Below are 26,312 nucleotides of genomic sequence, written 5' to 3'. Positions count from 1 at the left end.
TCTTTTCATGTGGATAGAGGTGAGGGTAAAATAGGGATGATGTAATGAACCTTTTATAGATGCTGCATGGGCTTTAAAGGAGTTGCTGAACATGAGTAAGAAATGGTACATGTTTTTCATGATTGTATTCCTGATTGGAATAAGTGGCTGTTCAACAGGAAACAGCGAGGAAATAGAAAAGGTTGGTTTACTTGTTCCTGAAGCAGTGAATGATGGAGTATGGGGAACAAAAGGATACAGAGGATTATTAAAAATTCAATCGGATTATAATGCAGACGTCTTCTATAAAGAGGGAATGAAGAATGATACATCAATCAAGCATGCAGTGGAAGAATTTGATGATATGGATGTCACCTTAGTATTTGGACATGGAAGTGAGTATGCGGATGTCTTTAACGATTTGTCAGGGGAACATCCCAACATGCATTTTGTCAGCTTTAATGGACATGCCACGGAGAAAAACACAACAAGCCTACAGTTCAAGGGATATGCAATGGGCTTTTTCGGAGGAATGACAGCAGCCTTTCACTCTAAAACGAAAAAGATCGGTGTGATAGCGGCCTTTGATTGGCAGCCTGAAGTACAAGGTTTTATAGATGGAGCGAAGTATCAGAACAGTGAGACCGAGGTTAAGGCAGAGTACACCAATCATTGGGACGATCAAGCGAGGGCCCTTAAAGAGTTGGACACCCTCCTGAATGAGGATATCGATGTTGTGTATCCTGCAGGTGACGGCTATAATGTAGCTGTAATCGAAAAACTTAAGGAAAAGGGACTTTATGCCATTGGGTACGTATCCGATCAATCCGATCTCGGGGAATCAACGGTCCTGACAAGCACCGTCCAGGAGGCTGATAAGTTGTATGAAGTAGTAGCCGAAAGGTTCGTTCACGATGAGCTCAAGTCAGGCAACCTGGAATTTGATTTTGAAGACGGTGTGATTTCCATGGGGAAATTCAGTCCGCTCATTCCGAAAGATTTTCAATCTGAAATGAAGCAACATGTAAAGGACTATATTGACACCGGCAAATTGCCGAATGGAAAGGAATCGAAGCAATGAATCAAGATAAAACAATGGAGTTTATGCAGATTGCCATGAAGTACTTCCCCCAAGCGAAGGAACAACTCGATCAAGCAGGTGTCGAGTTCTCTCCTGAAATGCTGCAGCCATTCATGACGCTTTTCACACAGGTCATGAGTGAAGCCTATGAATTAGGCAAGCAGGATGCCTTACATAAAGAATAGTTATAAAAGGACGGGTCATCGGAAAATTTCGGTGGCCCGTTTTTTATTACGTCAGTCAAAAACGTGTAGAAGGTAGTGAAAAGTAAAAAATAATTGCAGAAAGTAGAAATCTTCGATAAAATTAGTACCAAGTCATAATAATTGATAATAACCATTGAGTATAGGAAAAATTATAAATGAAAGTAGGGAACGCCAGTATGAATACAGGTATTATTGGAATTGGACGTTATCTTCCTGAAAAGATCTTAACAAACGCGGACCTTGAGAAAATGGTGGATACTTCGGATGAATGGATTCGTACGAGAACAGGCATTGAAGAGAGAAGAATAGCAAATAATGAAACAAATACCTCTGATATGGCTTTCGAAGCCGCAAAGAAGGCAATCGCTGATGCGGAGATCAATCCCGAGGAAATCGATCTGATCATGGTTGCAACCGTTACCCCGGATCATCCATTCCCATCTGTTGCCTGCCTCCTTCAAGAACGATTGGGTGCAAAGAAGGCGGCTGCAATGGATATCAGTGCCGCTTGTGCCGGGTTTATGTATGGTATGATTACGGCAAAGCAATTCATCGATAATGGTGCGTACACGAATGTCCTCGTGGTCGGTGTGGAGAAATTATCCAAAATCACGGACTGGGAGGATCGTAACACGGCCGTCCTATTCGGGGATGCTGCCGGTGCGGCGGTCCTTGGACCGGTTCCTGACGGCAAGGGGATTCTTGCCTTTGAATTGGGAGCGGACGGATCAGGAGCGAAGCATTTATATCAGGATGAAAAATTGATCATGAACGGTCGGGAAGTGTTTAAGTTCGCTGTTCGTCAAATGGGCGAATCCAGTATTAATGTAATTGAAAAGGCAGGTTTAAGTAAAGAGGACGTAGATTTCCTGATTCCTCACCAGGCCAACATCCGTATCATGGAAGCATCGAGGCAACGCCTGGAGCTGCCGGTGGAAAAAATGTCTAAGACCGTAAATAAATATGGAAATACTTCAGCGGCTTCGATCCCGGTTTCTTTAGTTGAAGATCTTGAAGCGGGAAGAGTGAAAGAGAATGATGTTGTCGTCATGGTAGGATTCGGTGGCGGTTTAACTTGGGGCGCGATCATTATGCGCTGGGGTAAATAATAGAGTATCAGAAGCTTATCGACAACTTGCAGATAAAGGAGATGGATTAGAATGAATAAGAAGCGTGTAGTGGTTACAGGATTAGGAAGCGTCACGCCTTTAGGTAATGATGTAGAATCGACCTGGTCGAATATTTTGGCCGGAAAGACTGGGGTAGGGCCTTTAACGCGTTTAAACGCCGATGACTATCCTGCTAAAGTAGCGGCAGAACTAAAAGACTTCAACATTGAAGAGTTCGGAGTGGAAAGAAAAGAAGCAAGGAAGATGGACCGCTTCACTCACTATGCGATTGCCGCATCGTTAATGGCAGTAAAAGATTCAAAACTTGATATCACAGACGAAAATGCACATCGTGTCGGTGTATGGATCGGTTCGGGTATCGGGGGAATGGAAACATTCGAACAGCAATACGAGACATTCCAAAAACGTGGATATCGCCGGGTGAGCCCATTCTTCGTGCCGATGATCATTCCTGATATGGCAGCTGGACAAGTATCCATTATGCTCGGAGCGAAAGGGTTCAACTCTTGTACCGTAACGGCTTGTGCAACCGGTACAAACTCAATCGGTGATGCCTTCAAGGTCATTCAGCGTGGGGATGCGGATGTGATGGTTTCCGGTGGAGCAGAAGCACCCATCACGAAAATGTCCGTTGCTGGATTCTGTGCAAACACAGCACTTTCCACCAATCCAGATCCTGAGAAAGCATCAAGACCTTTTGATTCCAACCGTGATGGCTTCGTAATGGGAGAGGGAGCGGGAATCGTAGTTCTGGAAGAACTTGATCATGCTGTAAAACGTGGAGCGACGATTTATGCAGAAATCGTCGGGTACGGATGTACCGGAGATGCCCATCACATCACTGCCCCGGCACCGGCTGGAGAAGGCGGCGCAAGAGCGATGAAAATGGCACTTGAAGATGGCGGGATCCTTCCGGAAGAGATGGATTACATCAATGCCCACGGAACAAGTACCCCATATAATGATAAATACGAAACGATGGCTGTGAAGGAAGTATTCGGGGATCATGCTTATAAACTGGCCATGAGTTCGACGAAATCAATGACGGGCCACCTTCTAGGTGCAGCAGGCGGAGTTGAAGCGATTTTCACTGTACTGGCGATGAAAGATAGTGTCCTTCCTCCTACGATCAATATTGAAACACCGGATCCTGATTGTGATCTCGACTATGTTGCAAACGAAGCAAGAAAACAAGAAGTAAATGTAGCGATGAGTAATTCATTAGGATTCGGTGGTCACAATGCCACCATCGTATTCAAAAAATATCAGAGTTAACAAAGAAGAGCCTGTTACATGTAGCAGGCTCTTTTTGTTGTGAATCTTTCCTCTTTTACATATACATGTTAAAAAGCATGGAAAGAGGGATGAAGGTGGCAGTTGTACCTACAGATGAATGGTTGGCAGAGTGGATCGATAATCCCTTGGATCTCCTTAAGAAAACGAAAAATGGAAAGGACGATCAGCAATCGTTTTATCAATACCTCACGAAACACGGAATGTATCGCTCTGCACGTCTCGCCGGAGATATTTACGAAAAAATGAAAGAAAAGAAACTTTGGGAACGATTTGCTCTCTTTGAGAAAAAATATAAGCGGAAGTGGAATGGACCGAGCGTCCCGATCTATCTATTCCCCGTTCAGGAAAATAGGGGGATGTTCCAATCATCCATGAAAAAATCGGGGGTATGCTTTAAAGATGAAATCTTCTTTTTCGTTACTGACCAGGAAGATCCAAAAGAATACGAAGCGTTATTTGTCCATGAATATCATCACTGTGTCCGAATGCAGCGGTTAAGCAAAAAGGAGGACCAATACACGCTCCTTGACTCCATCATCTTTGAAGGATTGGCAGAAAATGCTGTCAAGGAATACTGTGGAGAGAAGTATGTAGCTCCCTGGACTAAAGCGTATGACGAACAAGAGTTGGCCCGCTTTTACGAAAAATGGATAAAGCCTAACTTGGAAGTGAAACGGAGCAGCCCCCTTCACGATCAGCTCCTTCTTGGACAGAAATCCTTTCCGAAAATGCTCGGCTACTCCTCGGGCTATCGATTGGTACAACACCTTTTAAAGAAGCAGGATTCGTCAACCATTTCCCTCATAGGAGAACCGTCCTCAGTATTTTTGCCATAGAAAGCAGGGGGATTGCTGAATCAGTGGGATTTTCCTGAAAATAGGATGTCCTGTGCCGTCATATCTTCCTGTTCCTATCATAAAATATACTAAGCATGGACGGGCTCCAATATCTTAATGCAAGGATAGAGGCGGAAGGTATGGTGGTACAATTGTTTGGGCTCTTTATAGGATTTGGACTGGCTGTTTCAGGAGGAGTGAGTTTAATCATGTATTTAAATTTGCTTACGACCGGAATGACGTTTACAGATTATATATTCTTCGTCACGACACGTGTTGAATGTTATTTATTCCTTTTGGGAATCTTCATCATCACCCTCTCGATCTATATACCCCGCAGAAAAATATAATGACTATCATAAAACCCCTGATGATAGGAATAAATTAACACGGATTAGCCTATACTGATTGACAAATAAGATTGAAGCAAAGCGAGGGGTCAATCATGTTATATCTTCATGATGTATGGGTAAATTGGTTCGAAGGCGAAGAAAATGGCTACAATGTCTGCCATTTTCATGAGTGGAGAAAAGAGGACGTTATTGAATTACTGGATCAGGTTCCTCTGATTAAAGTAGACACGACACTGTTTCATTACATCGAGAATGATCTATCAGAGTTACCTCAACAACTGCTCCATCAAGTTTATCAAAAAGCATATCTGCGAAAAAACCACGAACGGATCCAATTGGATTATTGTTTCATTGTGACAGATGGTACCGGGATACTGGCAGTGGATACAATCGGTTACACTGTCCCAATCAGAAAAAGCAGGCTCATACCAAGACAGGAACAACTGGTGTATGAAATGGTTGAAAGTCATGAAACGATGCAGTTTCCCATCGAGCCGGATGGCAAAAGGGAGGATGCATATCACATTCTTTCCCCGAATCCTTATATGATGAGTGGACTGACGAGGAAGGAAAGACAACTGAAGCAGCTGTTATTCATGGCCCTTGATCAACTTCACAGTTCAAACAACACGGCGGAAATCCGGTATTGGTACACCGAATGGGCACCAGAGCGCTACCGCACCATACGGGAAATGGACTTTGAAGACATATGGCAGATGCTATATGAAGAAACCCAGTACGGTTGGTCGGACAAGCACCTCACTCTCTGTGAGAATTTGATAAAGGGGCAGCCGTTTTTTGAGAAACTATGGGAAGTGGAAAATCGTCCAAAGGTAAATTAATAGTCGTAGTAAACCTTGGGTCCGGAAAGGGCTTGAGGTTTTTTTATATGCGGGCAGGGAATAAATCGAAAGAAAAGACCAGGTACCGCACAAGCAGTCTCTGGTCCCCACGATTATTTCCTCTTTCTCTCTTTTCGTCCCAATCCCATGGCCTTTTCCATCTTCTTCAGCATTTTGTTTGCTGCGAAATTTGCCTTTTCGGCACCGCGATCAAGAATATCATCCAATTCCTCGGAATCAATCAATTCATAGTAGCGGTCCTGTACCGGCTTGATGGCGCTTATGACCACCTGTGCTAAGTCGCTTTTGAAGGCCCCGTATCCTTTCCCTTCATATTTCTGTTCAATTTCTTCTATAGAAGTACCTTCAAGGATCGAATAGATCGAAAGGAGGTTCGACACCCCGGGCTTGTTTTCTTTATCGTATTTTACGATGCCATCTGAATCGGTTACGGCACTTTTGATTTTCTTCTCGATCAGTTTTGGATCGTCAAGGAGTGTAATGAACGCCTTCTGATTCGAATCGGATTTACTCATCTTCTTCAACGGGTCCTGAAGGGACATCACACGGGCACCGACTTTGGGGATTCTTACTTCAGGTACAGTAAAGATATCATTGTATTTATTGTTGAACCGTTCTGCCAAGTTCCTGGTCAGTTCCAGATGCTGCTTCTGATCCTCCCCGACTGGAACAAGATCTGTTCCATATAACAGAATGTCAGCGGCCATTAACGGTGGATATGTCAATAATCCTGCTGAAACGGCTTCTTTACCATGAGATTTATCTTTGAATTGCGTCATTCTTTCAAGTTCCCCGATATAGGTCACACACTGCAGGATCCAGCCTGCCTGTGCGTGTGCAGGAACTTCCGATTGAATGAATAATGTGGATTTCTCAGGATCGATGCCACAGGCGATATACAGGGCGGCAAGGCTGCGGATGTTTTTGCGCAGCTTCATTTTATCCTGAACAACCGTGATCGCGTGCTGGTCCACCACACAGAAGTAACAATTATACTCTTCCTGGAGCTCGGTGAATTGCTTCATCGCCCCGATGTAATTGCCGAGAGTGATCGTACCACTCGGCTGAATGCCACTGAATATTGTCTTCATTTCATTTCCTCCCTAATTTTACCCAAAATAAAAACCCACCCGTCCTATGAAAAATAGGGACGAATGGGATGATTTCCGCGGTGCCACCCTAAGTGCCCGTTAGAGCCAGCTTAGTCCATGACGTGCATGGAACCTCTTTAACGTAAGGTCATCCCGTTATATGCTACTCCGTTTCACACATAAAGCTCCGAAGTCCATTCCTTTTCAAATGAATACTTGTTCGCACCAACCACAAGCTCTCTTTTAATCATCCTGAAAAGTACTACTCTTCATCCATGCTTATAATTTCATTCATATGTAGATATTATATGAGAAAAAATAGGTAAATTCAAGTGTACAGAAGATAGGTCATGACAATGGAAAGAATAAGTGTCACTCCCCCTATAAGTAAAAAGGATTTTGTAATGGAGTAGGAACGTTGGACTCCATATTCTTCGTGAGCTTCTTTCATCTCATCCAGGTCATCGAACTGAGAAATATACTTTCCCTGTTTCGTGCTGTTGCGAAATCTTTTAAGAGCATACACGATCCCGTTAAAAAATCCTCTTTCAAAAATATAAAGGAGGGCACCAATGCTGATATATGCAATCCCGATCACAAACAGGCTATCAATAATAGAAAGAAGCAGGTCTTTTTCCTGCAGTGAAGCAACTACTAAGGCAATGATGAAAATAACAAAGGTAAGTATGTTGAACAGTATCATTCGTTTCATAATGCTCCTTAAGATGTTTTTATCCAAAGTATACATGAAGGAAGAAGAATAATTCAATCCTCATTCATATATATACAAATCTTTCAGCAACGGTATCTCATTTCAAATACTGATACAGAGTGAAATAAGTATTAATTCTATTATTTATATTTAGTCTGATGTTTTAATAATTATAATAAAATGGGAGCGTTAGAAGATGAAAAATCATCCGTAATGTAAAGTGTTTCATTTAGATGAAATTTACGATTGTAACATTTGTAATGGGACAAACTCTCCAAAATGTTTAGACAAAACGTTGATACACCAGTATTTTAACAACAATATACCTACTAATCTGATAATTTAGCAAAAAAACTGTTAAATTCATATTGCAATAATTTCTCTATCATGTATAATAAGTAACAAATCTTCTGAAAATTAGAAGATAAATAAATATGAGATTTACGAGGAGGTCAATTTCAAGATGAAGAAAAAGTTTTCATTCTTGCTGGTTCTTCTTCTGGCTCTCAGTACTTTCCTAGCTGCTTGTGGCGGCGACAAGAAGACTGACAGTGAAGAAGGATCAGGTGCAGGCGGTTCTGACGAAAAGAAAGAACAAGTACTTAACTTACTTGAGAGTGCTGAGATCCCATCAATGGACTCTACTTTGGCAACTGACGCAGTTTCATTCAACGTCATGAACAACGTCTTAGAAGGTCTTTACCGTTTAGGTGAAAATGACGAGGCAGTTCTTGGTATGGCTGCTGAAGAGCCAAAAATCAGTGAAGACGGTAAAACATACACGTTCAAGATCCGCGATGCGAAATGGTCAAACGGAGATCCCGTTACGGCTAACGATTTCGTTTACGCTTGGCAAAAAGCTTTAAACCCGGATACTGGTGCAGAGTATGCGTACATCATGTACGATATCAAAAACGCTGCTAAAGTAAACAATGGTGACGTACCAGTTGAAGAATTAGGTGTTAAAGCAACAGATGACAAAACGTTAGAAGTACAGCTTGAAACTCCGGTACCATATTTCAAAGCTCTTCTTTCTTTCGCAACATTCTATCCTCAAAATCAAAAATTCGTGGAAGAGCAAGGCGACAAATTCGGTCTTGAAGCTGACACGGTTGTTTATAACGGACCATTCACACTTTCTGAGTGGAAGCATGAGCAAAGTTTCAAACTATCTAAAAATGACGGTTACTGGGATGCAGAAAATGTGAAGTTGAAAGAAGTTAACTTCAACATCGTTAAAGATACTGCTACTGGTGTTAACCTTTATGAAACAAACAAAGCGGATATCGCTGGTCTTTCAGCTGAATTCGTTGACAAGTACAAATCAGATGAAAACTTCAAAACAAGAGCTGCTACGTCTGTATACTTCTTACGTTTAAACCAAGGTAATGAAGTATTGAAAAACGTTAACGCTCGTAAAGCAATCGATGCTGCTTATGACAAGCAAGGTATGGTTGACGTACTTCTTAATAACGGATCGATCCCTGCGTACTACTTAGTACCAAAAGATTTCGTAACAGGTCCTGACGGAACTGAATACCGTGAAGCGGTTGGCGATTTCGGTGGATTCGACGCTAAGAAAGCTGCAGATTACTGGGCTAAGGCAAAAGAAGAGTTAGGTAAAGATTCTATTGAATTAGAACTATTAAACTATGACTCTGACAGCTCTAAGAAAATCGGTGAGTTCTTAAAAGAACAACTTGAGCAAAACCTAGAAGGATTAACGGTAAGTATCAAAGCTCAACCATTCAAGCAAAAGCTTGAGTTAGAAACGAAAGGTCAATACGACTTCTCATTCGCTGGTTGGGGTCCTGACTATCCAGATCCGATGACTTTCGTTGACATGTTCGTGACTGACGGAGCTCATAACCAAATGGGTTACTCGAATCCTGAATATGACAAGAAAATTGAACAAGCTAAAGGTGAACTTCTTGACGATTTAGATGCACGCTGGCAAGCAATGGTTGACGCAGAAAAGATCCTGTTTGATGATCAAGCGATCAGTCCAATGTATCAAAAAGGCGTTTCTTATCTAGAACGTCCGTATGTTAAGAATGTTCTACGTCATTCATTTGGTGCAGATTATTCATACAAATGGGCTTCAATTGAGTAAGTATTAACTCAGTAGACACACCTTTAAAGGGAGAGCGTATGCATGAGCATATGCTCTCCTTTTCCAGTGAATGTCGATAATTATCAAAAAAGTAAAAATACATTGAAAATTTGTCGAAAATAGCTATAATTGAAAATGTAGAAAAAATAAGATAAATAAAGGGGGGCTAAAGAATGGTCAGATATACTATTCAACGTATCGTCTATATGATCATCACTTTGCTTATCATTGCAACCGCCACTTTCTTTCTGATGAAGCTCCTGCCTGGATCTCCACTGCAAAACACAGAAAGGCTGTCTCCGGAACAACAACAAATCATCCTGGATAAATACGGTCTCAACGACCCGCTGCCGGAACAATATATCAACTATATGGTTGGGTTGGCAAAAGGAGATTTAGGGTTGTCCTTCCAATATGATAATCGCCCGGTAACACAGATTCTTGGCAGTCGTATTGGTCCTTCCTCACTTTTAGGATTTCAAGCCATGGTATTAGGAACGTTTATAGGACTGTTAGTCGGTATTATTGCTGCAATTAAACACAATACATGGTTAGATTATGGATCTACTTTCATGGCCGTATTGGGAATATCGATTCCGTCCTTTGTATTTGCAGCACTATTACAATACTATGTAGGGGTCAAACTCGAATGGCTCCCTGTAGCACTTTGGGGCGAGTATAAGCATACCATTCTTCCTACACTAGCACTTACAGTCGGTGTAGTAGCTACTATTGCACGTTTTATGAGAACAGAAATGTTAGAGATACTAAACTCTGATTATATTTTACTTGCAACTGCCAAAGGTATTTCAAAGACAGGTACCATTGTGAAGCACGGAGTTAGAAATGCCATGATTCCTATTGTTACTATTCTTGGGCCAATGACAGTAGCAGTTATGACTGGATCACTAGTTGTTGAACGGATTTTTGCGGTTCCTGGATTAGGGGAACAATTCGTATTATCAATCAACACTAATGATTACACGGTTATTATGGGTATTACCCTTTTCTTTAGTGCTTTATTCATCGGTGTTATTTTCTTGGTAGATATCCTATATGGAATCATTGACCCGCGTATTCGCTTAGCTGGAGGGAAGAAATAATGGAAGCAAACAAAAAGAAACTAGAGCAACTTAGTCCAGACCTCTTTCAACCCCAGCAGGCAAGTGGAGATGCATCAGAGGTGATTTCAAGACCGAGTCTTAACTTTTGGCAAGATGCCTGGATTCGCTTACGGAAAAATAAAGGTGCCCTGCTTGGTATGATAATAACTTTGATCATTGTATTCTTTGCCATATTCGGACCGGGAATGAACGAATACAAATTCAGTGATCAAAATATTCGCCACGCTAAGCTGCCTCCTAAAATCGAAGCGCTTTCAGGAATCAGCTGGCTGCCGTTTGACGGTAAAGATGCTGACGGTTTTGATGTATATGAATCTAGACAAATCAAAGAGAATTATTGGTTTGGTACAGATGACCTGGGTCGTGACCTATGGACACGTACTTGGAATGGAACACGGGTATCTTTATACATCGGTATACTAGCCGCAATAATTGATTTCCTTATCGGAATTTCATACGGGGGGATTTCTGCTTACTACGGCGGAAGAGTCGACGACATTATGCAGCGAATCATAGAAATTTTGGTAGGGATTCCTAATCTGATTGTTGTCATCCTTTTCATCCTGATATTTGAACCTGGTATTTTTTCGATTACGATGGCGATGGTCATAACCGGTTGGACCGGTATGGCAAGGATTGTCCGTGGTCAAGTTCTTCAATTAAAGAATCAGGAATTCGTCCTTGCATCACGTACCTTAGGGGCAAGCAGTAATCGTTTGATCTTCAAACACCTGCTACCGAACGTAATGGGACCTGTCATCATTACGACAATGTTCACGGTTCCTGCTGCAATATACACAGAAGCATTCTTAAGCTTTATCGGGTTAGGGATTGCTCCACCTAAAGCGTCTCTGGGATCATTGGTTAATGAAGGATACAGATCTATCCAGTCATATCCACATATGATGCTAGTACCGTCAGCTGTTATTTCATTAGTCATTCTAAGCTTCAACTTAATGGCCGATGGACTGCGTGATGCACTAGATCCGAAAATGCGTAAGTAATGGAAGGGAGATTATGAATATGTCGAAAATTTTAGAAGTGAAAGATCTACACGTCTCCTTCAATACGCATGGTGGAGAAGTACAGGCTGTCCGCGGTGTAGATTTCCATTTAGATAAAGGTGAAACATTAGCGATTGTAGGGGAGTCGGGTTCAGGTAAGTCTGTAACGACGAAAGCCCTTATGAGATTGATTCCAAACCCGCCGGGATTCATTAAAGGCGGGGAGATCCACTTTGAAGGGAAAGATTTAGCGAAGCTTCCCGAAAAAGATATGCAAAAAATCCGTGGTAAAGATATCTCGATGATCTTCCAGGATCCGATGACTTCTTTAAATCCAACGATGACAATCGGGAAACAGATTATGGAACCACTTGTAAAGCATCAAAACATGAATAAAAATGACGCAAAGAAACGCGCGATTGAATTATTGAAGCTGGTTGGTCTTCCTAGCCCTGAAACCCGCTTTAAGCAATATCCGCATCAGTTTTCAGGTGGACAGCGTCAGCGTGTCGTCATCGCCATCGCTCTTGCATGTAATCCTAAAATCCTTATTGCCGATGAACCGACAACAGCATTGGACGTTACGATTCAGGCACAGATCCTTGAGCTAATGAAGGACCTTCAAAATAAAATTGAAACATCCATCATTTTCATCACCCATGATCTTGGAGTGGTGGCGAACGTTGCGGATCGTGTAGCGGTCATGTATGGTGGTCAGATTGTAGAAACGGGAACGGTCGATGAGATTTTCTACGACCCTCGTCACCCGTATACATGGGGATTAATCGGTTCGATGCCGACAACCGACACGGAAGGTGAACAGGAGCTTGTAGCGATTCCTGGTACTCCGCCTGATTTACTGAATCCTCCAAAAGGGGATGCATTCGCTCTCCGAAGTGAATATGCATTGAAAGTGGATTTTGAACAGGAACCGCCATATTATCAAGTATCAGACACTCACTACGTGAAATCATGGTTATTACATCCAAGCGCTCCACAAGTAGAGCCGCCAGAAGCAGTGAAAGTTAGGCAGAGACTAATGCCTTCAAATTATAGAGAGCCGGTACTTGTTGAGGGGGTTCGTTCATAATGGCAGAAAAGTTACTTGAAATTAAAAATTTAAAGCAGTACTTTAATCCGGGAAAACCGAATATGGTTAAAGCGGTAGATGATATCAGCTTTGATATTTACAAAGGGGAAACCCTTGGACTTGTTGGAGAATCCGGTTGTGGAAAATCAACGACAGGCCGTACGATCATCCGTCTTTATGATGCAACAGACGGGCAGGTTCTTTTTAACGGTGAGGATGTTCACGGGAAGAAGTCACGCTCTCAATTAAAGAAATTCAATCGTAAAATGCAAATGATCTTCCAGGATCCTTATGCGAGTCTAAATCCCCGTATGAAGGTAGCGGATATCATTGCTGAAGGCATTGACATTCATGGATTAGCTACTTCTAAGGAAGAACGCCTGAAGAAAGTTCATGAGCTCCTTGAAACAGTGGGACTTAACAAGGAACATGCCGGACGTTATCCTCATGAGTTCTCAGGGGGACAACGTCAGCGTATCGGGATCGCCCGTGCGCTTGCTGTAGATCCTGATTTCATCATTGCCGATGAGCCGATTTCAGCCCTTGACGTTTCGATTCAGGCGCAGGTCGTCAATCTGATGCAGGAGCTTCAAAAGGAAAAAGGATTAACTTATCTTTTCATCGCCCATGACCTTTCCATGGTGAAGTATATCAGTGACCGGATTGGTGTTATGTATTATGGGAAGCTTGTAGAGTTGACAACAAGTGACGCCCTGTACAAAAATCCGCTTCATCCTTATACTCAATCGCTTCTATCAGCGATCCCGTTACCGGATCCAGAGTATGAGCGCACCCGCAGGAGAAAAGAGTACAATCCTTCTGTTCATAACTATACAGAGGATGACAATCTTGAAATGCGTGAAGTGGTCCCGGGACATTTCGTTTACTGTTCCGAGAAAGAATTTGCACAATATCAAGCATCATACAAAAGCTAAGAGGATAACAAAAGCTCCCTTCAATGAGGGGAGCTTTTTCCGTTGATAAAGTCTAATTCTTAAGATGATTCATACTATATATTGAAGAATATTCATTTCCTTGGAAATTTCGACAGACTAGGTGGAATAACCCTTTTCTTTCAAGTAATTTCCTTGTTAGAATAGGATAAGGAGTTACATAATTTACTAGATAGCATACTTAATAGAGGAGAGGTTCATTTTGAAATGGAGTAAGGTAGCGACATCTTTATGTGTAGTCACAATGTGCATCTTGCCCTTCCAGTCAGCAAGTGCAGCTGAAGATGGTCCGGTAAAACATGAGAAGAGAGCTTTTTCAATGAGTAAAAAAGAGATTACAAGCCCAATGCCACGATTTGTCTATGATTCCGGACTAAACTTCGAGTATCCGGATGCGGTAAGAGGGGTATATGTCACGGCACATTCAGCTGGCGGAGCCCGATTTGATACTCTTACGAAATTAATGGATAATACAGATTTGAATGCCATGGTCATTGATATTAAAGATGACGTAGGGAATGTAACATATGAACCGGAAGAGTCTTCCCCGTATGCTAAAGTGGGTCAGCCATATATCAAAGATCCCAAAGCGATGTTAAAGACTTTAGAAGAAAAGAAAATCTATCCGATTGCACGTGTCGTTGTTTTTAAGGATACGGTGCTCGCGAATCAGCGGCCTGACTTATCATTTAAAGACGGAGATAAGGTATGGTCAAATGGAGGAGGGGACTCCTTCGTCAACCCATTCCTCAAAGAAGTATGGGATTATAATGTAGGCATCGCCATTGAAGCAGCAAAAATGGGCTTCCAGGAAATCCAGTTCGATTACGTCCGATTCCCTGAAGGATTCGAGAAGCGTGATGATGAACTCACTTATAATGGAGGGGAGTATGCGAAGGAAGACAGTGATAATGTACAGAAACGTGTACATGCCGTTACTGATTTTGTGGAATATGCTCATAAAAAGCTGGAACCATATGGAGTGAAAGTATCCGTTGATATTTTCGGGTATACGGCAACTCTTCCGGAGGCACCTGGTATCGGCCAGAATTTCTCGAAGATATCTGAGAATGTGGATGTCATTTCATCCATGATTTATCCAAGTCATTGGACACCTTATTTCGGAATTGCAAAACCGGATCTACAGCCGTACGAACTGGTAACGGAATACTCCAAGGTAGAAAAAGCGAAAATAGCTGACCTGAAAAATAAGCCGATCTCAAGGCCATGGCTTCAGGATTTCACCGCCTCCTGGCTTGGCAGCGGAAACTATAAACCTTATGGAAAAGCAGAAGTAGAGGCGCAGATCAAAGCGTTGAATGATCAAGGAATCAATGAATTCCTTCTGTGGGATGCAGGTAATTCCTATACTGAAGGTGTTGACTACACTCCTTAATAGAAGAGACTGACCTCAGAACCATGCAGGTCAGTCTTTTTTCTCGTTTAAGGAGAATCCGGGACCGAAGCATTGCTTTCCATTTGAAAAAGAGTTCAAATATTGTTATCATTAAAGTATTGGTAAGATTAACCGCTTTCAACCACATTACCCTCTTCATAGGCGTACAGCCTGTGATTCCGTACGATTATCCCACGGATAAGACTAACATCTAACATAAACCTATTTTTTTCTGAGAATGATAATGGTATCACGTTAGTCAATGTCTCTTAAAAATTCAATCAAAGGAGTAGATCCATGCACTGGTATGAAAAATTAAATCAATATTTCCCTGTAGAGGAAATGAAATCAAAAGAACATCTTGAATCTCTGTTAAAAGAAAGAAGCGACATCTATCACAAAGATGAAGGGCCCCACCATGTACTCATGTACGTCGAACTTGAAGACTTTATCTTTATCGATTATCTCTTTGTCTCAAAGGATGCCCGTGGACAAGGTCTGGGCCATAAATTACTCGATCAGTTAAAAGAAAAGAAGAAAGCGATCATTTTGGAAGTCGAACCGGTGAACTACGATGACACTGACACAGAGAAACGGTTGAAATTCTACAAGCGTGAAGGCTTCGAACACGCCGTCAGCATTGGATATGCCCGCCGTTCACTCGCCACAAACGAAATAAATGAAATGGAAATCCTATATTGGGCTCCCCGACATGAATCTGAAGATCTTATCTTCGAATCCATGAAAAAAACATACGAGCTCATTCATACCTACAATGACCATAAATTTTATGGTGCATCTTATCAACCCGTCGAAGAAGTTCTTAAGAAAGATGAAGAACGTGATGGGGATGTATTAAAAGATCTTTAAACCAAGAAAAACCTTATTGCCTATTCGCAATAAGGTTTTCTAAATGAAAAAATGGAAATGTTCAATATCATGTTTAGGATCATGTTGTACCGGGTAAACCCTTAATAGAAACAGAATATTTAGCTATGTTAAACCTCTGTATAGGAAATTTGACAAATTAGTTAAAACTATGTTCATGGGACTGTAATTCATGTATAATACATAATAGAGATTTCTTATTTAAACTAATTTTAATTAACGGCGTTTAAATAAAATACTCTATATTATAAAAATTCCTTAAGGGAGTGTGAATGATTCGTGGTTACATTATTCACTTCACCTAGTTGTACATCTTGTCGTAAGGCAAAAGCTTGGTTAGAAGAGCATGAGATTCCATATACCGAACGTAACGTATTTTCTGAGCCATTAAGCATTGATGAAATCAAAGAAATCCTTCGTATGACTGAGGATGGAACAGATGAAATCATTTCAACCCGTTCTAAAACATTTCAAAAGCTTAATGTAGACCTAGAAACTTTACCACTTCAAGAGCTGTTCGAATTGATTCAAAAAAACCCCGGACTTTTAAGACGTCCGATCATCCTGGATGAAAAGCGTCTTCAGGTCGGATACAATGAAGATGAGATCAGACGTTTCCTTCCAAGAAAGGTTCGGACATTCCAACTTCTCGAAGCTCAAAGAATGGTAAACTAAAGTATCCTTTTCTAAGTATGGGAATATATAAGTAAAAGGGGCTGACCCTTTAAGGAACGTTGCGTCTCCTTTCGGGTCAGTCTTTTTATATTAGAATAAGTTTTATCACTTGAATTTTCTGCAAATATCCGCTAAAATGTCAAAAACACCTAGAGGGATTTGTGAGAAAAAATGGGTGTTAGTTTAATTCCATTTACTGAGGTTTTATCATAAAATAGAAGTACAAGGTACAAACTAACCTAAATGTATCTTCTATCTTCACCAGCAATGGAGCGAAAGAGCTCAGAGGGTGTAGTCCCTTCACTAACATCATGCAAGAAGGGAGAGGTGTTAATTGGAAATCGAGCGCATTAATGAAAATACAGTTAAATTCTATATTTCTTACGGGGATATAGAAGATCGCGGATTTGACCGTGAGGAGATCTGGTATAATCGCGAACGGAGTGAAGAGCTCTTCTGGGAAATGATGGATGAGGTTCATCAGGAAGAAGATTTCGGAATTGAAGGACCGCTTTGGATTCAAGTTCAGGCTTTAGATAAAGGGCTTGAAGTACTTGTAACAAGAGCTCAGGTCTCAAAGGATGGCCAGCGATTCGAGCTTCCCATTCCAGAGGATAAGCTCAAGGAACTTCCTGTCGATGAGCGTATAGAGGATCTTCTCGATCAGCATTTCCAAATCAAACAGGATCAGGATGGGGAAGCAGAAGTAGCATTGGACTTCACGTTGAAATTCAATGATTTCGAAGATGCGATCTCTCTATCCCAACGATTGAAAGACATGCCTATGGAGCATTTAGAAACAAAGCTGCTTGCATTCGAAGATAGATATTTTATTTATGTTAAATTTTCTGAAGAACACTTTTCTGAAGAAGATATCGACAATACGTTGAGTATACTGCTTGAATATGCTGATGAGTCACGAATGACCGTTCATCGCCTTGAAGAGTATGGCAAAGTGGTCATCCATGACCATGTCTTTGAGACGTTAAGTGAACACTTTTCGTAAGGATTAATACCGGTTTCATATAGAAATCGGTATTTTTTATATCCACTCTCTGTATAAGGGTTTTAATTTTTGAAACATTAAGCCGGTGGAAGGTGTCATATATATGAAGAATACAGTAAGAGTCCTTTTGTTTATTGCTGTCCTGGCATTAAGTTATATTTTTTATTTTGATCAATATCTTTCGGGCATGGTGAAGTATTTTAGTATTGTCTTTACATTCTCGGTCATTGTCATTGGGTTTCTCATTTTCTTTGAAAATCGTCATCCAGCCCAAACACTGACATGGCTCGTCGTATTAGGAGCATTCCCGTTTTTGGGCTTCATTTTTTACTTATTATTTGGCCGTAACTACAGAAAAGAGAAGATGTATAAGGAGAAGTACATATTGGATCAGGAAACGTATAATAAATTTGAACCTGGTCCTAAAGAAATAAACGCTGATATGTTTGGTTTATTTCAAGAGAAGCATTTTCAGCTTGCGCAAAGAATCGGGAACAGCGCCATATCTTTTTCAAGTGAAACAAAACTCCTTACTAATGGAAATGAAACATTTGGTGAAATTCTAAAGTGGTTAAAGACGGCAAAGCATCATATTCATATGGAGTATTATATTGTACGTCATGATGAAATTGGAAATCAGATTAAGGACATCCTAATTGAGCGTGCTAATAATGGAGTCAAAATACGCTTCCTTTACGATGCCGTCGGGGCCTGGCAATTATCAAAGGACTACATAAATGATCTAAAAGGTGCAGGTGTTGAAGTGGTTGCGTTCGGCCCTGTCAAGATCCCTGTGCTGAACAACAAATTCAACTTTCGGAATCACCGTAAAATCATTGTAATCGACGGGAGTATCGGATTTGTGGGAGGACTTAATATTGGTGATGAATATTTAGGAAAGAATCCTCACTTCGGTTTCTGGAGGGACACTCACCTGTTTGTAAGGGGAGAAGCGGTTCGGACCTTACAGCTGATCTTCCTGCAGGATTGGTATTATATGACGAACGATGACTTCTTAACACCTGGATATTTAAGTCCTGATCCTCTTGAAAATGCGAACGACGGTGGAGTACAGATGATTGCGGGGGGACCTGACAATGAATTGAGCGTATTAAAGAATATATTCTTCTCGATGATCACGTCGGCGAAAAAGAGTGTGTGGGTAGCTTCTCCATATTTCGTTCCGGATGAAGATATTTTCTCAGCTCTTAAGATTGCCGCTTTAAGTGGTGTGGATGTGAGACTACTGGTTCCCCATAAACCGGATAAACGGATTGTATTCCATGCCTCCCGCTCTTATTTTCCTGATCTTCTGGAAGCCGGGGCACGCATATTCGAGTATCAAAAAGGGTTCATGCATAGTAAAATCGTGATTGTAGATGAAGAAATGGCATCAATCGGAACATCAAATATGGATATGAGAAGTTTTCACTTGAATTTTGAAGTGAATGCATTTCTGTATAAAACAGAAAGCACTTCCTCCATTGTAAAAGAATATTTACATGACCTGGAGGAATCGGAAGAATTGCAGCTGGAAGAATTTCAGAAGCGACATATGGGATACAGGATCTTGGAATCCACTTCCCGACTGATGTCTCCATTGTTATAGAGTGAAGCCTTCAAGTGTTTTTTGCTTGAGGGCTTTGTTTATGCAGGATTTTCATGATTTATGTCGAATGATAACAGAAGGAGGTGTTCTATGTTAACAGCATTATTAAACCAGCAAGTATTTACTACAATCCATCATTCAAGGGAGGAATTGAGAGGGTTAAGAAGGAAAGATGTCTCATTTGTCTGTCCCCATTGTTCTTCTATACTGACCATGAGAATCGGTAGCCGCAACATACCCCATTTTGCCCATAGGTCCCGCGCTGATTGCGAGTTGATGAGGGGTGAGACTCCTCAACATCTCTTAAGTAAGCAGCTTTTATATGACAGGATCAGCTCCCTCTATAATCAAGTGAGTCTCGAACATTATATTAGAGAGCTTAAGCAAGTCGCAGATATTTATGTGAAAACAGATACAGCAGAGATTGCCATCGAGATTCAGTGTTCAACCATACCGATTTCAGATATAGTGCAACGCACTCGAGGTTATCATCGACGGAGGATTACCCCCTTCTGGATCCTGACCCAGCCCCTTAAGTCCAAAAAGCTCCTGAATCTAACGTCCTTCCAACAAGCTTTTATCCGATACTCTCCATCATTGGATTATTTTCTCCTTCAGTTTCTCCCGGATAGAAGCATCTTTCAACTATACACCCATCTCCTTCCGGTATCAGGTACGGCATTTATGAGTGGAGCGCCCATCACCATCCCCGTTTCTGAGTTCACACTTCCTCCTTCCATTCCGAATGAACCGGTTCATCCTCCCTACTCTTTATCTAAATGGAACGATTTTAGAACCAAGTGGATATACAATAAAATTCATTATAATAAGGCGAGAACAGATGTATTCTTAAGGGAAGTGTACGAGGAAGGGGATACGTTTTTGTATTTGCCCCTGTATATCGGCCTTCCTGTCATTCCCCATGGCATTCATATCAGAAATCACGAAGTAGAGTGGCAATATTATGTATGGAAAGATTGTTTGAAAAAAGACCGTCTTTTCTCAGTGGAGAGTGTGTGCAAAGCGTTAAATGGGAGACTCATCAAAGGACATATCGAGCTCCGTTCCTTTCCTCTCCTAAAAAGCGAAGAAGTGATAAAGATTATCGCAAGCGGGTATTTAAGATTACTTGAAGAGGTGCAGGTTCTCAGAAAAATAAATGATGCTTTTCAACTCACTGAACCCTGGAGCTGCCCGGATCATTTTTCAGCCTTCGAACAGCATAGGCATGTTTTTTTTCCTAAAAGGAAGCATATATTAAAAAAGCTGTAACAAAGATTGTATTGTTGCAGGAAATTGGTAGATGAGAGAGAATGTAACTATAAGGAATTTTCTGTAGATTTCAGAATGGAGGATGTATATGTCAAAAGATACAGCTATTAAAAGTCTGCCTGGAAGAAAAGAGGTAGATGAAACGTTAACGTGGAGATTGGAAGATATTTTCAAAAGTGATGAAGCATGGGAGAAAGAATATAAAGAAATCAAAGGAATGTCAATGAGAGCAGACGAATTTAAGGGAACACTGGGTGATAGTGCAGATCAGCTTTATAAAGCATTTGCCTTCCAGGATGAAATAATGGAACGTATGGGGAAGGTGTATACATATTCTCATATGCGCTATGACCAGGATACGACCAATTCCTATTATCAGGGTCTCGATGACCGTGCCAAAAGTCTTTATACCCAGTTAGGAAGCAAGTTTGCTTATTTGGTGCCGGAAGTTCTATCGATTGACGAAGAGAAGCTGAATGGTTTCCTTGAGGAGAAGGATGAACTGAAGAAGTATAAGCACGCTTTAGAGGAAATCAACCTTCAGCGTCCACATGTTCTCTCCGCTGAAGAAGAAGCGCTGCTGGCCCAGGCATCTGAAGTGTTCAGTGCTGCAAGTAATACATTCGGCATGCTGAATAACGCGGACCTTGAGTTTCCGAGCATCAAAGATGAAAATGGGGAAGAAGTGGATATTACACATGGTCGTTTTATCCGATTCCTGGAGAGCAGTGATCGCCGTGTCCGGAAAGATGCCTTTAAAAAGGTGTATGAAACGTACGGGAAATTTGAAAACACATTCGCCTCTACATTAAGCGGAGCGGTGAAGAAAGATAATTTCATCGCCAACGTCAGACATTACGATTCGGCGAGACATGCGGCATTATCGAATAACAATATTCCGGAAGAAGTGTATGATAACCTTGTTGATACAGTGAATAAAAACCTTCATCTTCTTCAGCGTTATGTGAAGCTTCGGAAGAAAGTGCTGGGTCTGGACGAGGTTCATATGTATGATCTCTATACTCCACTTGTGAAGGAAGTCAAAATGGATATAAGCTATGACGAAGCACAGAACATGATCCTCGATGGATTAAAGCCACTCGGTGAGGAGTATGCCAATGTGCTGAAAATGGGCTTTGAAAATCGCTGGGTGGACGTAGTCGAAAATAAAGGTAAGAGAAGTGGTGCCTACTCATCAGGGGCATATGGCACCAATCCTTATATCCTTATGAATTGGCAGGATAATGTAAATAATCTATTCACCCTTGCCCATGAATTCGGTCACAGTGTCCATAGTTACTATACGCGCAGCTCCCAACCATACACGTACGGTCATTATTCCATCTTTGTGGCAGAAGTCGCTTCCACTTGCAATGAAGCATTATTAAATGATTACCTGTTGAATACGATCGATGATGAGAAGAAAAGGTTGTATCTGTTGAATCATTATCTTGAAGGATTCAGAGGGACTGTTTTCCGTCAGACGATGTTTGCTGAATTCGAGCATCTTATCCATAAGAAAGCCCAGGAAGGAGAGGCCTTGACTTCAGAGTTCTTAACTAAACAGTATTATGAACTGAATAAGAAATATTTCGGGGAAGAAATTTCGATTGATGAAGAGATTGGACTGGAATGGGCCCGTATTCCACATTTCTATTACAATTATTATGTATACCAATATGCAACAGGCTTCTCGGCAGCAACGGCCCTTAGTCAACAGATCCTTGAAGAAGGGGAGCCTGCAGTGGAACGCTACATCGATTTCCTTAAAGCTGGAAGCTCCGATTACCCGATTGAAGTGTTGAAGAAAGCAGGAGTGGATGTGACAACATCCAAACCGGTGGAAGATGCTTGTAAAGTCTTTGAAGAAAAGCTGAATGAAATGGAAGAACTGCTTGAGAAGTTGCAATAATAAAGAACACTACGGAACCAAACACCCCTCCTGAAGGGTTACCTTCAGGAGGGGTGTTTTTAATTTGGCATATTTGATCATATAGGTCCGACCCTCATTTATTTCATCGATTTGAAGCCCTTGAAGCGGTTACGGTTTCCGAGGGAGTGGAAGAAGAGGAGGAGTGAGAGAAAGAGGATGGGTGATGTGATATAAACAGGTACCAGGTGCATAAGGCCAAGGATATTTATGAAGAAGCTGATTACGATCAGTAAAAGGAGGATTCCATATTTCATTTTTGCGAGCATAGCCATTCCCTCCGTAAGTTGTCTTATAACCATGTATATGAAGGGGAAATGGAGAACATGTTTCGATTTTGACAATATTGTGAAATACCATACAAACAACTTGCCAATACAAGTGGATACATGATATATTATCAGTGTGAAGTTGATCACAAGCAAACATATACCCCTTTGTTTGACCGTGAAAAATTTCTCCCATCCCCTTTGTTCGTATTGAAAAACCGATGTTGGAAACAACATCGGCTTTTCTTGTTTATAGGGATGTTTAATTATTTTAAAATAATTATTGACTGATATATTTCCAAAAGGTTCCGTGCTTTGCAGGGAGCTTTTTTACTTTTTGCTGAAGTGTCCATTTCTTCATTTGTCTCTCTACCTCTTCTACCGATAGATCGTACACAACCGCTATTTCCTTCGATGCGACAACCCGATAATACTTCATGAATACATCCAGAGGAGGCAACGGCTGCTTTTCTGGCTTTGTTGCAAGCATTTCTTCAATGATGTGTACGTATACCTCATAGGAATACAATCCTGTAATCTTTAATCCCTCATCTTCAATATTCTCATTGAAGAAGACAAGCGTCGGAATTTCCTCAACTTCCATTTCAGACGTGATCTTGACATCACATTGAAATGCTTTGGAAGCGGAAGAAGAGTTGATATCGTTCATGAATTCAGTGAGATCAAGCTTGGCTGCCTGTGCGCACTCCTTCAGTACCTCGATATTGGAGATGTCTTGCTTTTGAAGGAATAACCGCTCTTGTAAAAAACGTAAAAAGCGGATCCCCGAGTGCTTTCCTTGAAGTTCTGCCGCTTTAATGGCGAATGAAGCGAGATAGGGTGAATCAATCGGATTCTCAATCCACAGGCTCCCGTCACAGGACATGCCGGAGCGACTCGCTGTTTTATCCCATTGCTGTGCCAGATCTTCCTGCTTCCTTTTCGTCGCAAGGTCTAAGGAGGCGAGCTGTCCGCTTAAAATATAGCGGATCCGGAAGTATTGTCCATACTCAATGTGCAATTTCTTTAGGATTGGTTCAAGCGCCCAGCATTCCGGGCAAAGAGGGTCAACAAACATATATATTTCCAGAGGTTTCTTGTCACGCCCACACCCTTTAAGGTGATGCCAGCTATTTGTTCTAGTCAATGGAAGAACCCTTGGGTGTTTCAGTATTTACCATATGATGGGCGGTTAATACGAGTCTGTGAAAAAAGTCATCCCTTACAGGACCCTCTAGGTTGACCTCATCCATTGCTTCATGCATACAACTTAACCAAGCCTTAGCCCGTGACTCTGTGATGGGAAAGGGGAGGTGCCTTGCACGCAGCATGGGGTGTCCGTGTTCTTCTGTATAAAGAGCCGGTCCACCTAAATATTGAGTTAGGAATTGTTTCTGTTTACGAGCTGTCTCGGTTAAATCATCCGGAAAGATCGGTGCTAACTCGGGATGATTTGATACTCTATTATAAAAGGCTTCAACGAGCATGGAGAGTTTCTTTTCGCCGATAAGATTATAAGGCATTTGTGGTTTCTCGACCATAAGAATGACTCCTTTTTCCTTAGATTGTATGTTTATTCTAGCAAGCATTCTTTCATATCTCAAACAAATCGCCTTACATCAACTGATTATTCCTAAATTAGTGTAGCCTGTTATTTTCACTCTATCCCCAAATTCCATGAAATAGTGGGAATTATGGCTGAAGAGTCAATAAGGCTCGATTGGACCATCTGTGTGATCTACACCGTTTCCCTCACCATCTTAAAGAGATACCGTGACAGAGCTTACTAGTAAAAACATTAATAAATATGGATCTTATTATCACACGGTTCAAAAAGATGTTTTATCGATGTGTATGCTGGTTGATTTGCCCCTCATTCCCATAAAGTTGATTGGAGCGGAAGGTGCTCGACTCCTGCGGGAAACGCTGGACAGGTGAGACCCACTGGCTTTGCATAGTTGTAAATGAATTTCAATATAAGTATAAATTTTCCATTTAAGTTTTACTGTGGGGGCAAAAAAGAGAATCTCAAATAAGATGCTCATTTGTTCCCATTTTTTGTTATTTAGTTTATTTTATCATTCTCTTGACTTGCTTTTTTCTTGTCTTGACGACTAGAGCGAGGGTGCCAAAATCTACTTCTATCTTAGGTTTATCGGGGATTTTCTGCCTGCCTCTTGATGTTTTTTTCGGCTTATAATCTAAGGCAGCCGTGAATTCGGACCACGTTCGATTGAAATAGATTCGAATATGTCTAAGAATATCCAACATGCTTTTAGTAGATTGCGTTTTCAACTTCACCATCAAGGTAAGGACATAGGCAATCATGGCGATAAACATTTGGTTCCATATGCCTTTCGGCTTGGTGCTCCATACGTTTACAAACCGAAGGGATTGCTTGATCCATTTGAAAAACAGTTCAATGATCCATCGGTTTTTGTAGATGTCTGCAACTTCACTTGGTGTTAAATCCCATCTTGTGGTCGCTACTTTATACACGTTTCCATTCTCATCTCTATATTCCACCAATCGTACAGGCTCCATCTTTCTTTCTACACCTAAGATGACTTTGGCATCTCTTAAGATCTGATCCCGATTCCCTTCTGGGATCTCATATTCTTCCTCTACTTGAATCCGAATATCGTTCTTTAATCGAATGACAAACTTAATCTTGTCCTTGATCCATTGATTCATCCTGATTTTATCCATGTATCCCCGGTCCATCACATAAGTGGCATCATCCGATTCGATTAAGAATTCACCCCCTTCATGATCCGAGGCTTTCCCGTTTGAGGGGACAATTTTGTCTGGGTAATGAACATCCGGTGAAGCCACCACTAAACGGGTGTGCATTTTGACGACGTTCCACCCTTTAGTGACATAAGCCCATTCAGATAACACAGGGGAAAGCTTGATATGGGTCGCATCAACTATGTGAAGTTTTCCGATATTCGGAATACCCGAAAGTGAATGAGTATAGGCCCTCAGTTCATTTAGAACGTTGAAAAATAGGGTTTGAAGAATGGTGGTATCTAATTCATTTATTCTTCTACTTAGTTGAGATCCACTAATTCCTTTGATTCCAATCTCATTCATTAGACTTTGATTTGCGTGCATCTGAGTGTCAAATTCAGGATACGATTTCCAATTATCCAATTGAGCCGTCACAAAAACCTTGACTAACTGTTCAATGGAAAGCTTTTTAAAATTGTAATTTAGAAGAGGACAAGCTAAATCCTTTGTAGGTAATAACGATAAACATTGACTAATCACTGATTTTCGAGCTATCATAATGAGGTTATTTTGTGCTCCTTTGTAGATAGTTTGTTTTTGGGAACAAACGCTCAACATATCTACAATAGGAGCTTTTTTTGTGTTTGTCTATATGTCATTAAGCAGTCCTAATATAGACGCACAGAGTGTATTGTAGCGGAAG

General features: G+C 41.2%; 25 protein-coding genes and 1 other annotated feature. Of the genes, 19 read left to right on the top strand and 6 right to left on the bottom strand.

From position 1 onward, the window contains the following. Positions 1 to 91: 91 nt before the first annotated feature. The 7 genes from ACSQ2E_RS15365 (at position 92) to ACSQ2E_RS15335 (ending at position 5,723) form a co-directional block, all read left to right on the top strand. Entirely contained in the window at positions 92 to 1,060 is a 969-nt protein-coding gene (locus tag ACSQ2E_RS15365) for a BMP family ABC transporter substrate-binding protein (RefSeq protein WP_435991899.1), read from the top strand. After that, positions 1,057 to 1,245, top strand: coding sequence for a ComZ family protein (locus tag ACSQ2E_RS15360; RefSeq protein WP_034763435.1), 189 nt, complete (start codon positions 1,057 to 1,059; stop codon positions 1,243 to 1,245). Before ACSQ2E_RS15365 ends, ACSQ2E_RS15360 begins: the two co-directional genes overlap by 4 nt. Before the next feature lie 197 nt (positions 1,246 to 1,442). Continuing rightward, positions 1,443 to 2,375, top strand: a complete 933-nt coding sequence (locus ACSQ2E_RS15355) for a beta-ketoacyl-ACP synthase III (protein ID WP_435991896.1) — start codon at positions 1,443 to 1,445, stop codon at positions 2,373 to 2,375. A gap of 51 nt (positions 2,376 to 2,426) precedes the next feature. Continuing rightward, positions 2,427 to 3,671: a beta-ketoacyl-ACP synthase II gene (gene fabF / locus ACSQ2E_RS15350; protein ID WP_435991894.1), complete on the top strand. Its 1,245-nt coding sequence runs from the start codon at positions 2,427 to 2,429 to the stop codon at positions 3,669 to 3,671. Positions 3,672 to 3,766: 95 nt separating this feature from the next. Beyond that, positions 3,767 to 4,528, top strand: coding sequence for a DUF2268 domain-containing protein (locus ACSQ2E_RS15345; protein WP_435991892.1), 762 nt, complete (start codon positions 3,767 to 3,769; stop codon positions 4,526 to 4,528). 140 nt (positions 4,529 to 4,668) lie between these two features. Beyond that, positions 4,669 to 4,878 (top strand): hypothetical protein, encoded by a 210-nt coding sequence (locus ACSQ2E_RS15340; RefSeq protein WP_435991890.1) that lies wholly within the window; start codon positions 4,669 to 4,671, stop codon positions 4,876 to 4,878. A 95-nt stretch (positions 4,879 to 4,973) separates the two neighbouring features. Next, positions 4,974 to 5,723: a YjbA family protein gene (locus ACSQ2E_RS15335; protein WP_435991889.1), complete on the top strand. Its 750-nt coding sequence runs from the start codon at positions 4,974 to 4,976 to the stop codon at positions 5,721 to 5,723. 113 nt (positions 5,724 to 5,836) lie between these two features. On the opposite strand, the gene trpS is transcribed toward ACSQ2E_RS15335, so the two are convergent. Then, positions 5,837 to 6,835, bottom strand: a complete 999-nt coding sequence (trpS, locus tag ACSQ2E_RS15330; RefSeq protein ID WP_435991887.1) for a tryptophan--tRNA ligase — start codon at positions 6,833 to 6,835, stop codon at positions 5,837 to 5,839. 52 nt (positions 6,836 to 6,887) lie between these two features. Further along, positions 6,888 to 7,120: a binding site (T-box leader), on the bottom strand. A gap of 43 nt (positions 7,121 to 7,163) precedes the next feature. Beyond that, positions 7,164 to 7,547: a DUF3899 domain-containing protein gene (locus ACSQ2E_RS15325; RefSeq protein WP_435991885.1), complete on the bottom strand. Its 384-nt coding sequence runs from the start codon at positions 7,545 to 7,547 to the stop codon at positions 7,164 to 7,166. Positions 7,548 to 8,010: 463 nt separating this feature from the next. On the opposite strand from ACSQ2E_RS15325, the gene ACSQ2E_RS15320 reads away from it, so the two are divergent. The 12 genes from ACSQ2E_RS15320 to pepF all read left to right on the top strand — a co-directional run bounded on the left by ACSQ2E_RS15320 (position 8,011) and on the right by pepF (position 22,589). Beyond that, positions 8,011 to 9,660: a peptide ABC transporter substrate-binding protein gene (locus tag ACSQ2E_RS15320; RefSeq protein WP_435991883.1), complete on the top strand. Its 1,650-nt coding sequence runs from the start codon at positions 8,011 to 8,013 to the stop codon at positions 9,658 to 9,660. A gap of 173 nt (positions 9,661 to 9,833) precedes the next feature. Beyond that, entirely contained in the window at positions 9,834 to 10,763 is a 930-nt protein-coding gene (opp3b, locus tag ACSQ2E_RS15315) for an oligopeptide ABC transporter permease (protein WP_034763453.1), read from the top strand. Next, a complete protein-coding gene (opp3C, locus tag ACSQ2E_RS15310) occupies positions 10,763 to 11,788 on the top strand; it encodes an oligopeptide ABC transporter permease (RefSeq protein WP_435991880.1) in 1,026 nt (341 codons plus the stop codon). Before opp3b ends, opp3C begins: the two co-directional genes overlap by 1 nt. 19 nt (positions 11,789 to 11,807) lie before the next feature. Next, entirely contained in the window at positions 11,808 to 12,878 is a 1,071-nt protein-coding gene (locus ACSQ2E_RS15305) for an ABC transporter ATP-binding protein (RefSeq protein ID WP_435991878.1), read from the top strand. Continuing rightward, positions 12,878 to 13,813, top strand: a complete 936-nt coding sequence (locus ACSQ2E_RS15300; protein ID WP_435991876.1) for an ABC transporter ATP-binding protein — start codon at positions 12,878 to 12,880, stop codon at positions 13,811 to 13,813. The genes ACSQ2E_RS15305 and ACSQ2E_RS15300 overlap by 1 nt, the downstream gene beginning before the upstream one ends. Positions 13,814 to 14,075: 262 nt before the next feature. Further along, positions 14,076 to 15,227, top strand: coding sequence for a putative glycoside hydrolase (locus ACSQ2E_RS15295; protein WP_435994568.1), 1,152 nt, complete (start codon positions 14,076 to 14,078; stop codon positions 15,225 to 15,227). A gap of 297 nt (positions 15,228 to 15,524) precedes the next feature. After that, complete coding sequence (locus ACSQ2E_RS15290; RefSeq protein ID WP_435991874.1) at positions 15,525 to 16,097, top strand: GNAT family N-acetyltransferase; 573 nt, start codon at positions 15,525 to 15,527, stop codon at positions 16,095 to 16,097. Between the two features lie 297 nt (positions 16,098 to 16,394). After that, positions 16,395 to 16,790, top strand: coding sequence for a transcriptional regulator SpxA (gene spxA, locus ACSQ2E_RS15285; RefSeq protein ID WP_032089161.1), 396 nt, complete (start codon positions 16,395 to 16,397; stop codon positions 16,788 to 16,790). Positions 16,791 to 17,124: 334 nt separating this feature from the next. Continuing rightward, positions 17,125 to 17,796, top strand: coding sequence for an adaptor protein MecA (gene mecA / locus ACSQ2E_RS15280; protein ID WP_435991872.1), 672 nt, complete (start codon positions 17,125 to 17,127; stop codon positions 17,794 to 17,796). A gap of 103 nt (positions 17,797 to 17,899) precedes the next feature. After that, positions 17,900 to 19,405, top strand: coding sequence for a cardiolipin synthase (gene cls / locus ACSQ2E_RS15275; RefSeq protein WP_435991870.1), 1,506 nt, complete (start codon positions 17,900 to 17,902; stop codon positions 19,403 to 19,405). Between the two features lie 90 nt (positions 19,406 to 19,495). Then, positions 19,496 to 20,677 carry a competence protein CoiA gene (locus ACSQ2E_RS15270; RefSeq protein WP_435991868.1) on the top strand — a complete coding sequence of 394 codons (1,182 nt, stop codon included), beginning with the start codon at positions 19,496 to 19,498 and terminating at the stop codon, positions 20,675 to 20,677. Positions 20,678 to 20,765: 88 nt separating this feature from the next. After that, positions 20,766 to 22,589 (top strand): oligoendopeptidase F, encoded by a 1,824-nt coding sequence (gene pepF, locus ACSQ2E_RS15265; protein ID WP_435991866.1) that lies wholly within the window; start codon positions 20,766 to 20,768, stop codon positions 22,587 to 22,589. 98 nt (positions 22,590 to 22,687) lie between these two features. Here the strand turns inward: pepF and ACSQ2E_RS15260 are convergent, their stop codons facing one another. From ACSQ2E_RS15260 to ACSQ2E_RS15245, 4 genes are all read right to left on the bottom strand, one after another. After that, on the bottom strand, positions 22,688 to 22,876 hold the full coding sequence (locus ACSQ2E_RS15260; protein ID WP_435991864.1) for a hypothetical protein: 189 nt from the start codon (positions 22,874 to 22,876) through the stop codon (positions 22,688 to 22,690). A gap of 280 nt (positions 22,877 to 23,156) precedes the next feature. Then, positions 23,157 to 24,023: a ClpXP adapter SpxH family protein gene (locus ACSQ2E_RS15255; protein WP_435991862.1), complete on the bottom strand. Its 867-nt coding sequence runs from the start codon at positions 24,021 to 24,023 to the stop codon at positions 23,157 to 23,159. Further along, a complete protein-coding gene (locus tag ACSQ2E_RS15250; RefSeq protein ID WP_435991860.1) occupies positions 24,016 to 24,417 on the bottom strand; it encodes a globin in 402 nt (133 codons plus the stop codon). Before ACSQ2E_RS15250 ends, ACSQ2E_RS15255 begins: the two co-directional genes overlap by 8 nt. A gap of 529 nt (positions 24,418 to 24,946) precedes the next feature. Beyond that, positions 24,947 to 26,149: an IS4 family transposase gene (locus ACSQ2E_RS15245; protein ID WP_435991858.1), complete on the bottom strand. Its 1,203-nt coding sequence runs from the start codon at positions 26,147 to 26,149 to the stop codon at positions 24,947 to 24,949. Between the last annotated feature and the right edge of the window lie 163 nt (positions 26,150 to 26,312).

Origin of the sequence: Rossellomorea sp. LjRoot5 (genome assembly GCF_964253455.1) — a bacterium.
In the GTDB taxonomy this organism is placed as follows: domain Bacteria; phylum Bacillota; class Bacilli; order Bacillales; family Bacillaceae_B; genus Rossellomorea.
The sequence above is the reverse complement of the archived record's forward strand: the minus strand, read 5'-3'. Positions and strand labels throughout refer to the sequence as shown.

Coding starts and splice junctions, on each gene's coding strand:
- ACSQ2E_RS15320 (WP_435991883.1), top strand. CDS start 8,011: ATGAAGAAAAAGTTTTCATTCTTGCTGGTTCTTCTTCTGGCTCTCAGT.
- ACSQ2E_RS15335 (WP_435991889.1), top strand. CDS start 4,974: ATGTTATATCTTCATGATGTATGGGTAAATTGGTTCGAAGGCGAAGAA.
- ACSQ2E_RS15365 (WP_435991899.1), top strand. CDS start 92: ATGAGTAAGAAATGGTACATGTTTTTCATGATTGTATTCCTGATTGGA.
- ACSQ2E_RS15270 (WP_435991868.1), top strand. CDS start 19,496: ATGTTAACAGCATTATTAAACCAGCAAGTATTTACTACAATCCATCAT.
- ACSQ2E_RS15355 (WP_435991896.1), top strand. CDS start 1,443: ATGAATACAGGTATTATTGGAATTGGACGTTATCTTCCTGAAAAGATC.
- ACSQ2E_RS15305 (WP_435991878.1), top strand. CDS start 11,808: ATGTCGAAAATTTTAGAAGTGAAAGATCTACACGTCTCCTTCAATACG.
- ACSQ2E_RS15325 (WP_435991885.1), bottom strand. CDS start 7,547: ATGAAACGAATGATACTGTTCAACATACTTACCTTTGTTATTTTCATC.
- ACSQ2E_RS15360 (WP_034763435.1), top strand. CDS start 1,057: ATGAATCAAGATAAAACAATGGAGTTTATGCAGATTGCCATGAAGTAC.
- opp3b (WP_034763453.1), top strand. CDS start 9,834: ATGGTCAGATATACTATTCAACGTATCGTCTATATGATCATCACTTTG.
- ACSQ2E_RS15250 (WP_435991860.1), bottom strand. CDS start 24,417: ATGGTCGAGAAACCACAAATGCCTTATAATCTTATCGGCGAAAAGAAA.
- ACSQ2E_RS15290 (WP_435991874.1), top strand. CDS start 15,525: ATGCACTGGTATGAAAAATTAAATCAATATTTCCCTGTAGAGGAAATG.
- ACSQ2E_RS15260 (WP_435991864.1), bottom strand. CDS start 22,876: ATGCTCGCAAAAATGAAATATGGAATCCTCCTTTTACTGATCGTAATC.
- ACSQ2E_RS15340 (WP_435991890.1), top strand. CDS start 4,669: ATGGTGGTACAATTGTTTGGGCTCTTTATAGGATTTGGACTGGCTGTT.
- cls (WP_435991870.1), top strand. CDS start 17,900: ATGAAGAATACAGTAAGAGTCCTTTTGTTTATTGCTGTCCTGGCATTA.
- ACSQ2E_RS15300 (WP_435991876.1), top strand. CDS start 12,878: ATGGCAGAAAAGTTACTTGAAATTAAAAATTTAAAGCAGTACTTTAAT.
- ACSQ2E_RS15295 (WP_435994568.1), top strand. CDS start 14,076: ATGTGCATCTTGCCCTTCCAGTCAGCAAGTGCAGCTGAAGATGGTCCG.
- pepF (WP_435991866.1), top strand. CDS start 20,766: ATGTCAAAAGATACAGCTATTAAAAGTCTGCCTGGAAGAAAAGAGGTA.
- fabF (WP_435991894.1), top strand. CDS start 2,427: ATGAATAAGAAGCGTGTAGTGGTTACAGGATTAGGAAGCGTCACGCCT.
- opp3C (WP_435991880.1), top strand. CDS start 10,763: ATGGAAGCAAACAAAAAGAAACTAGAGCAACTTAGTCCAGACCTCTTT.
- trpS (WP_435991887.1), bottom strand. CDS start 6,835: ATGAAGACAATATTCAGTGGCATTCAGCCGAGTGGTACGATCACTCTC.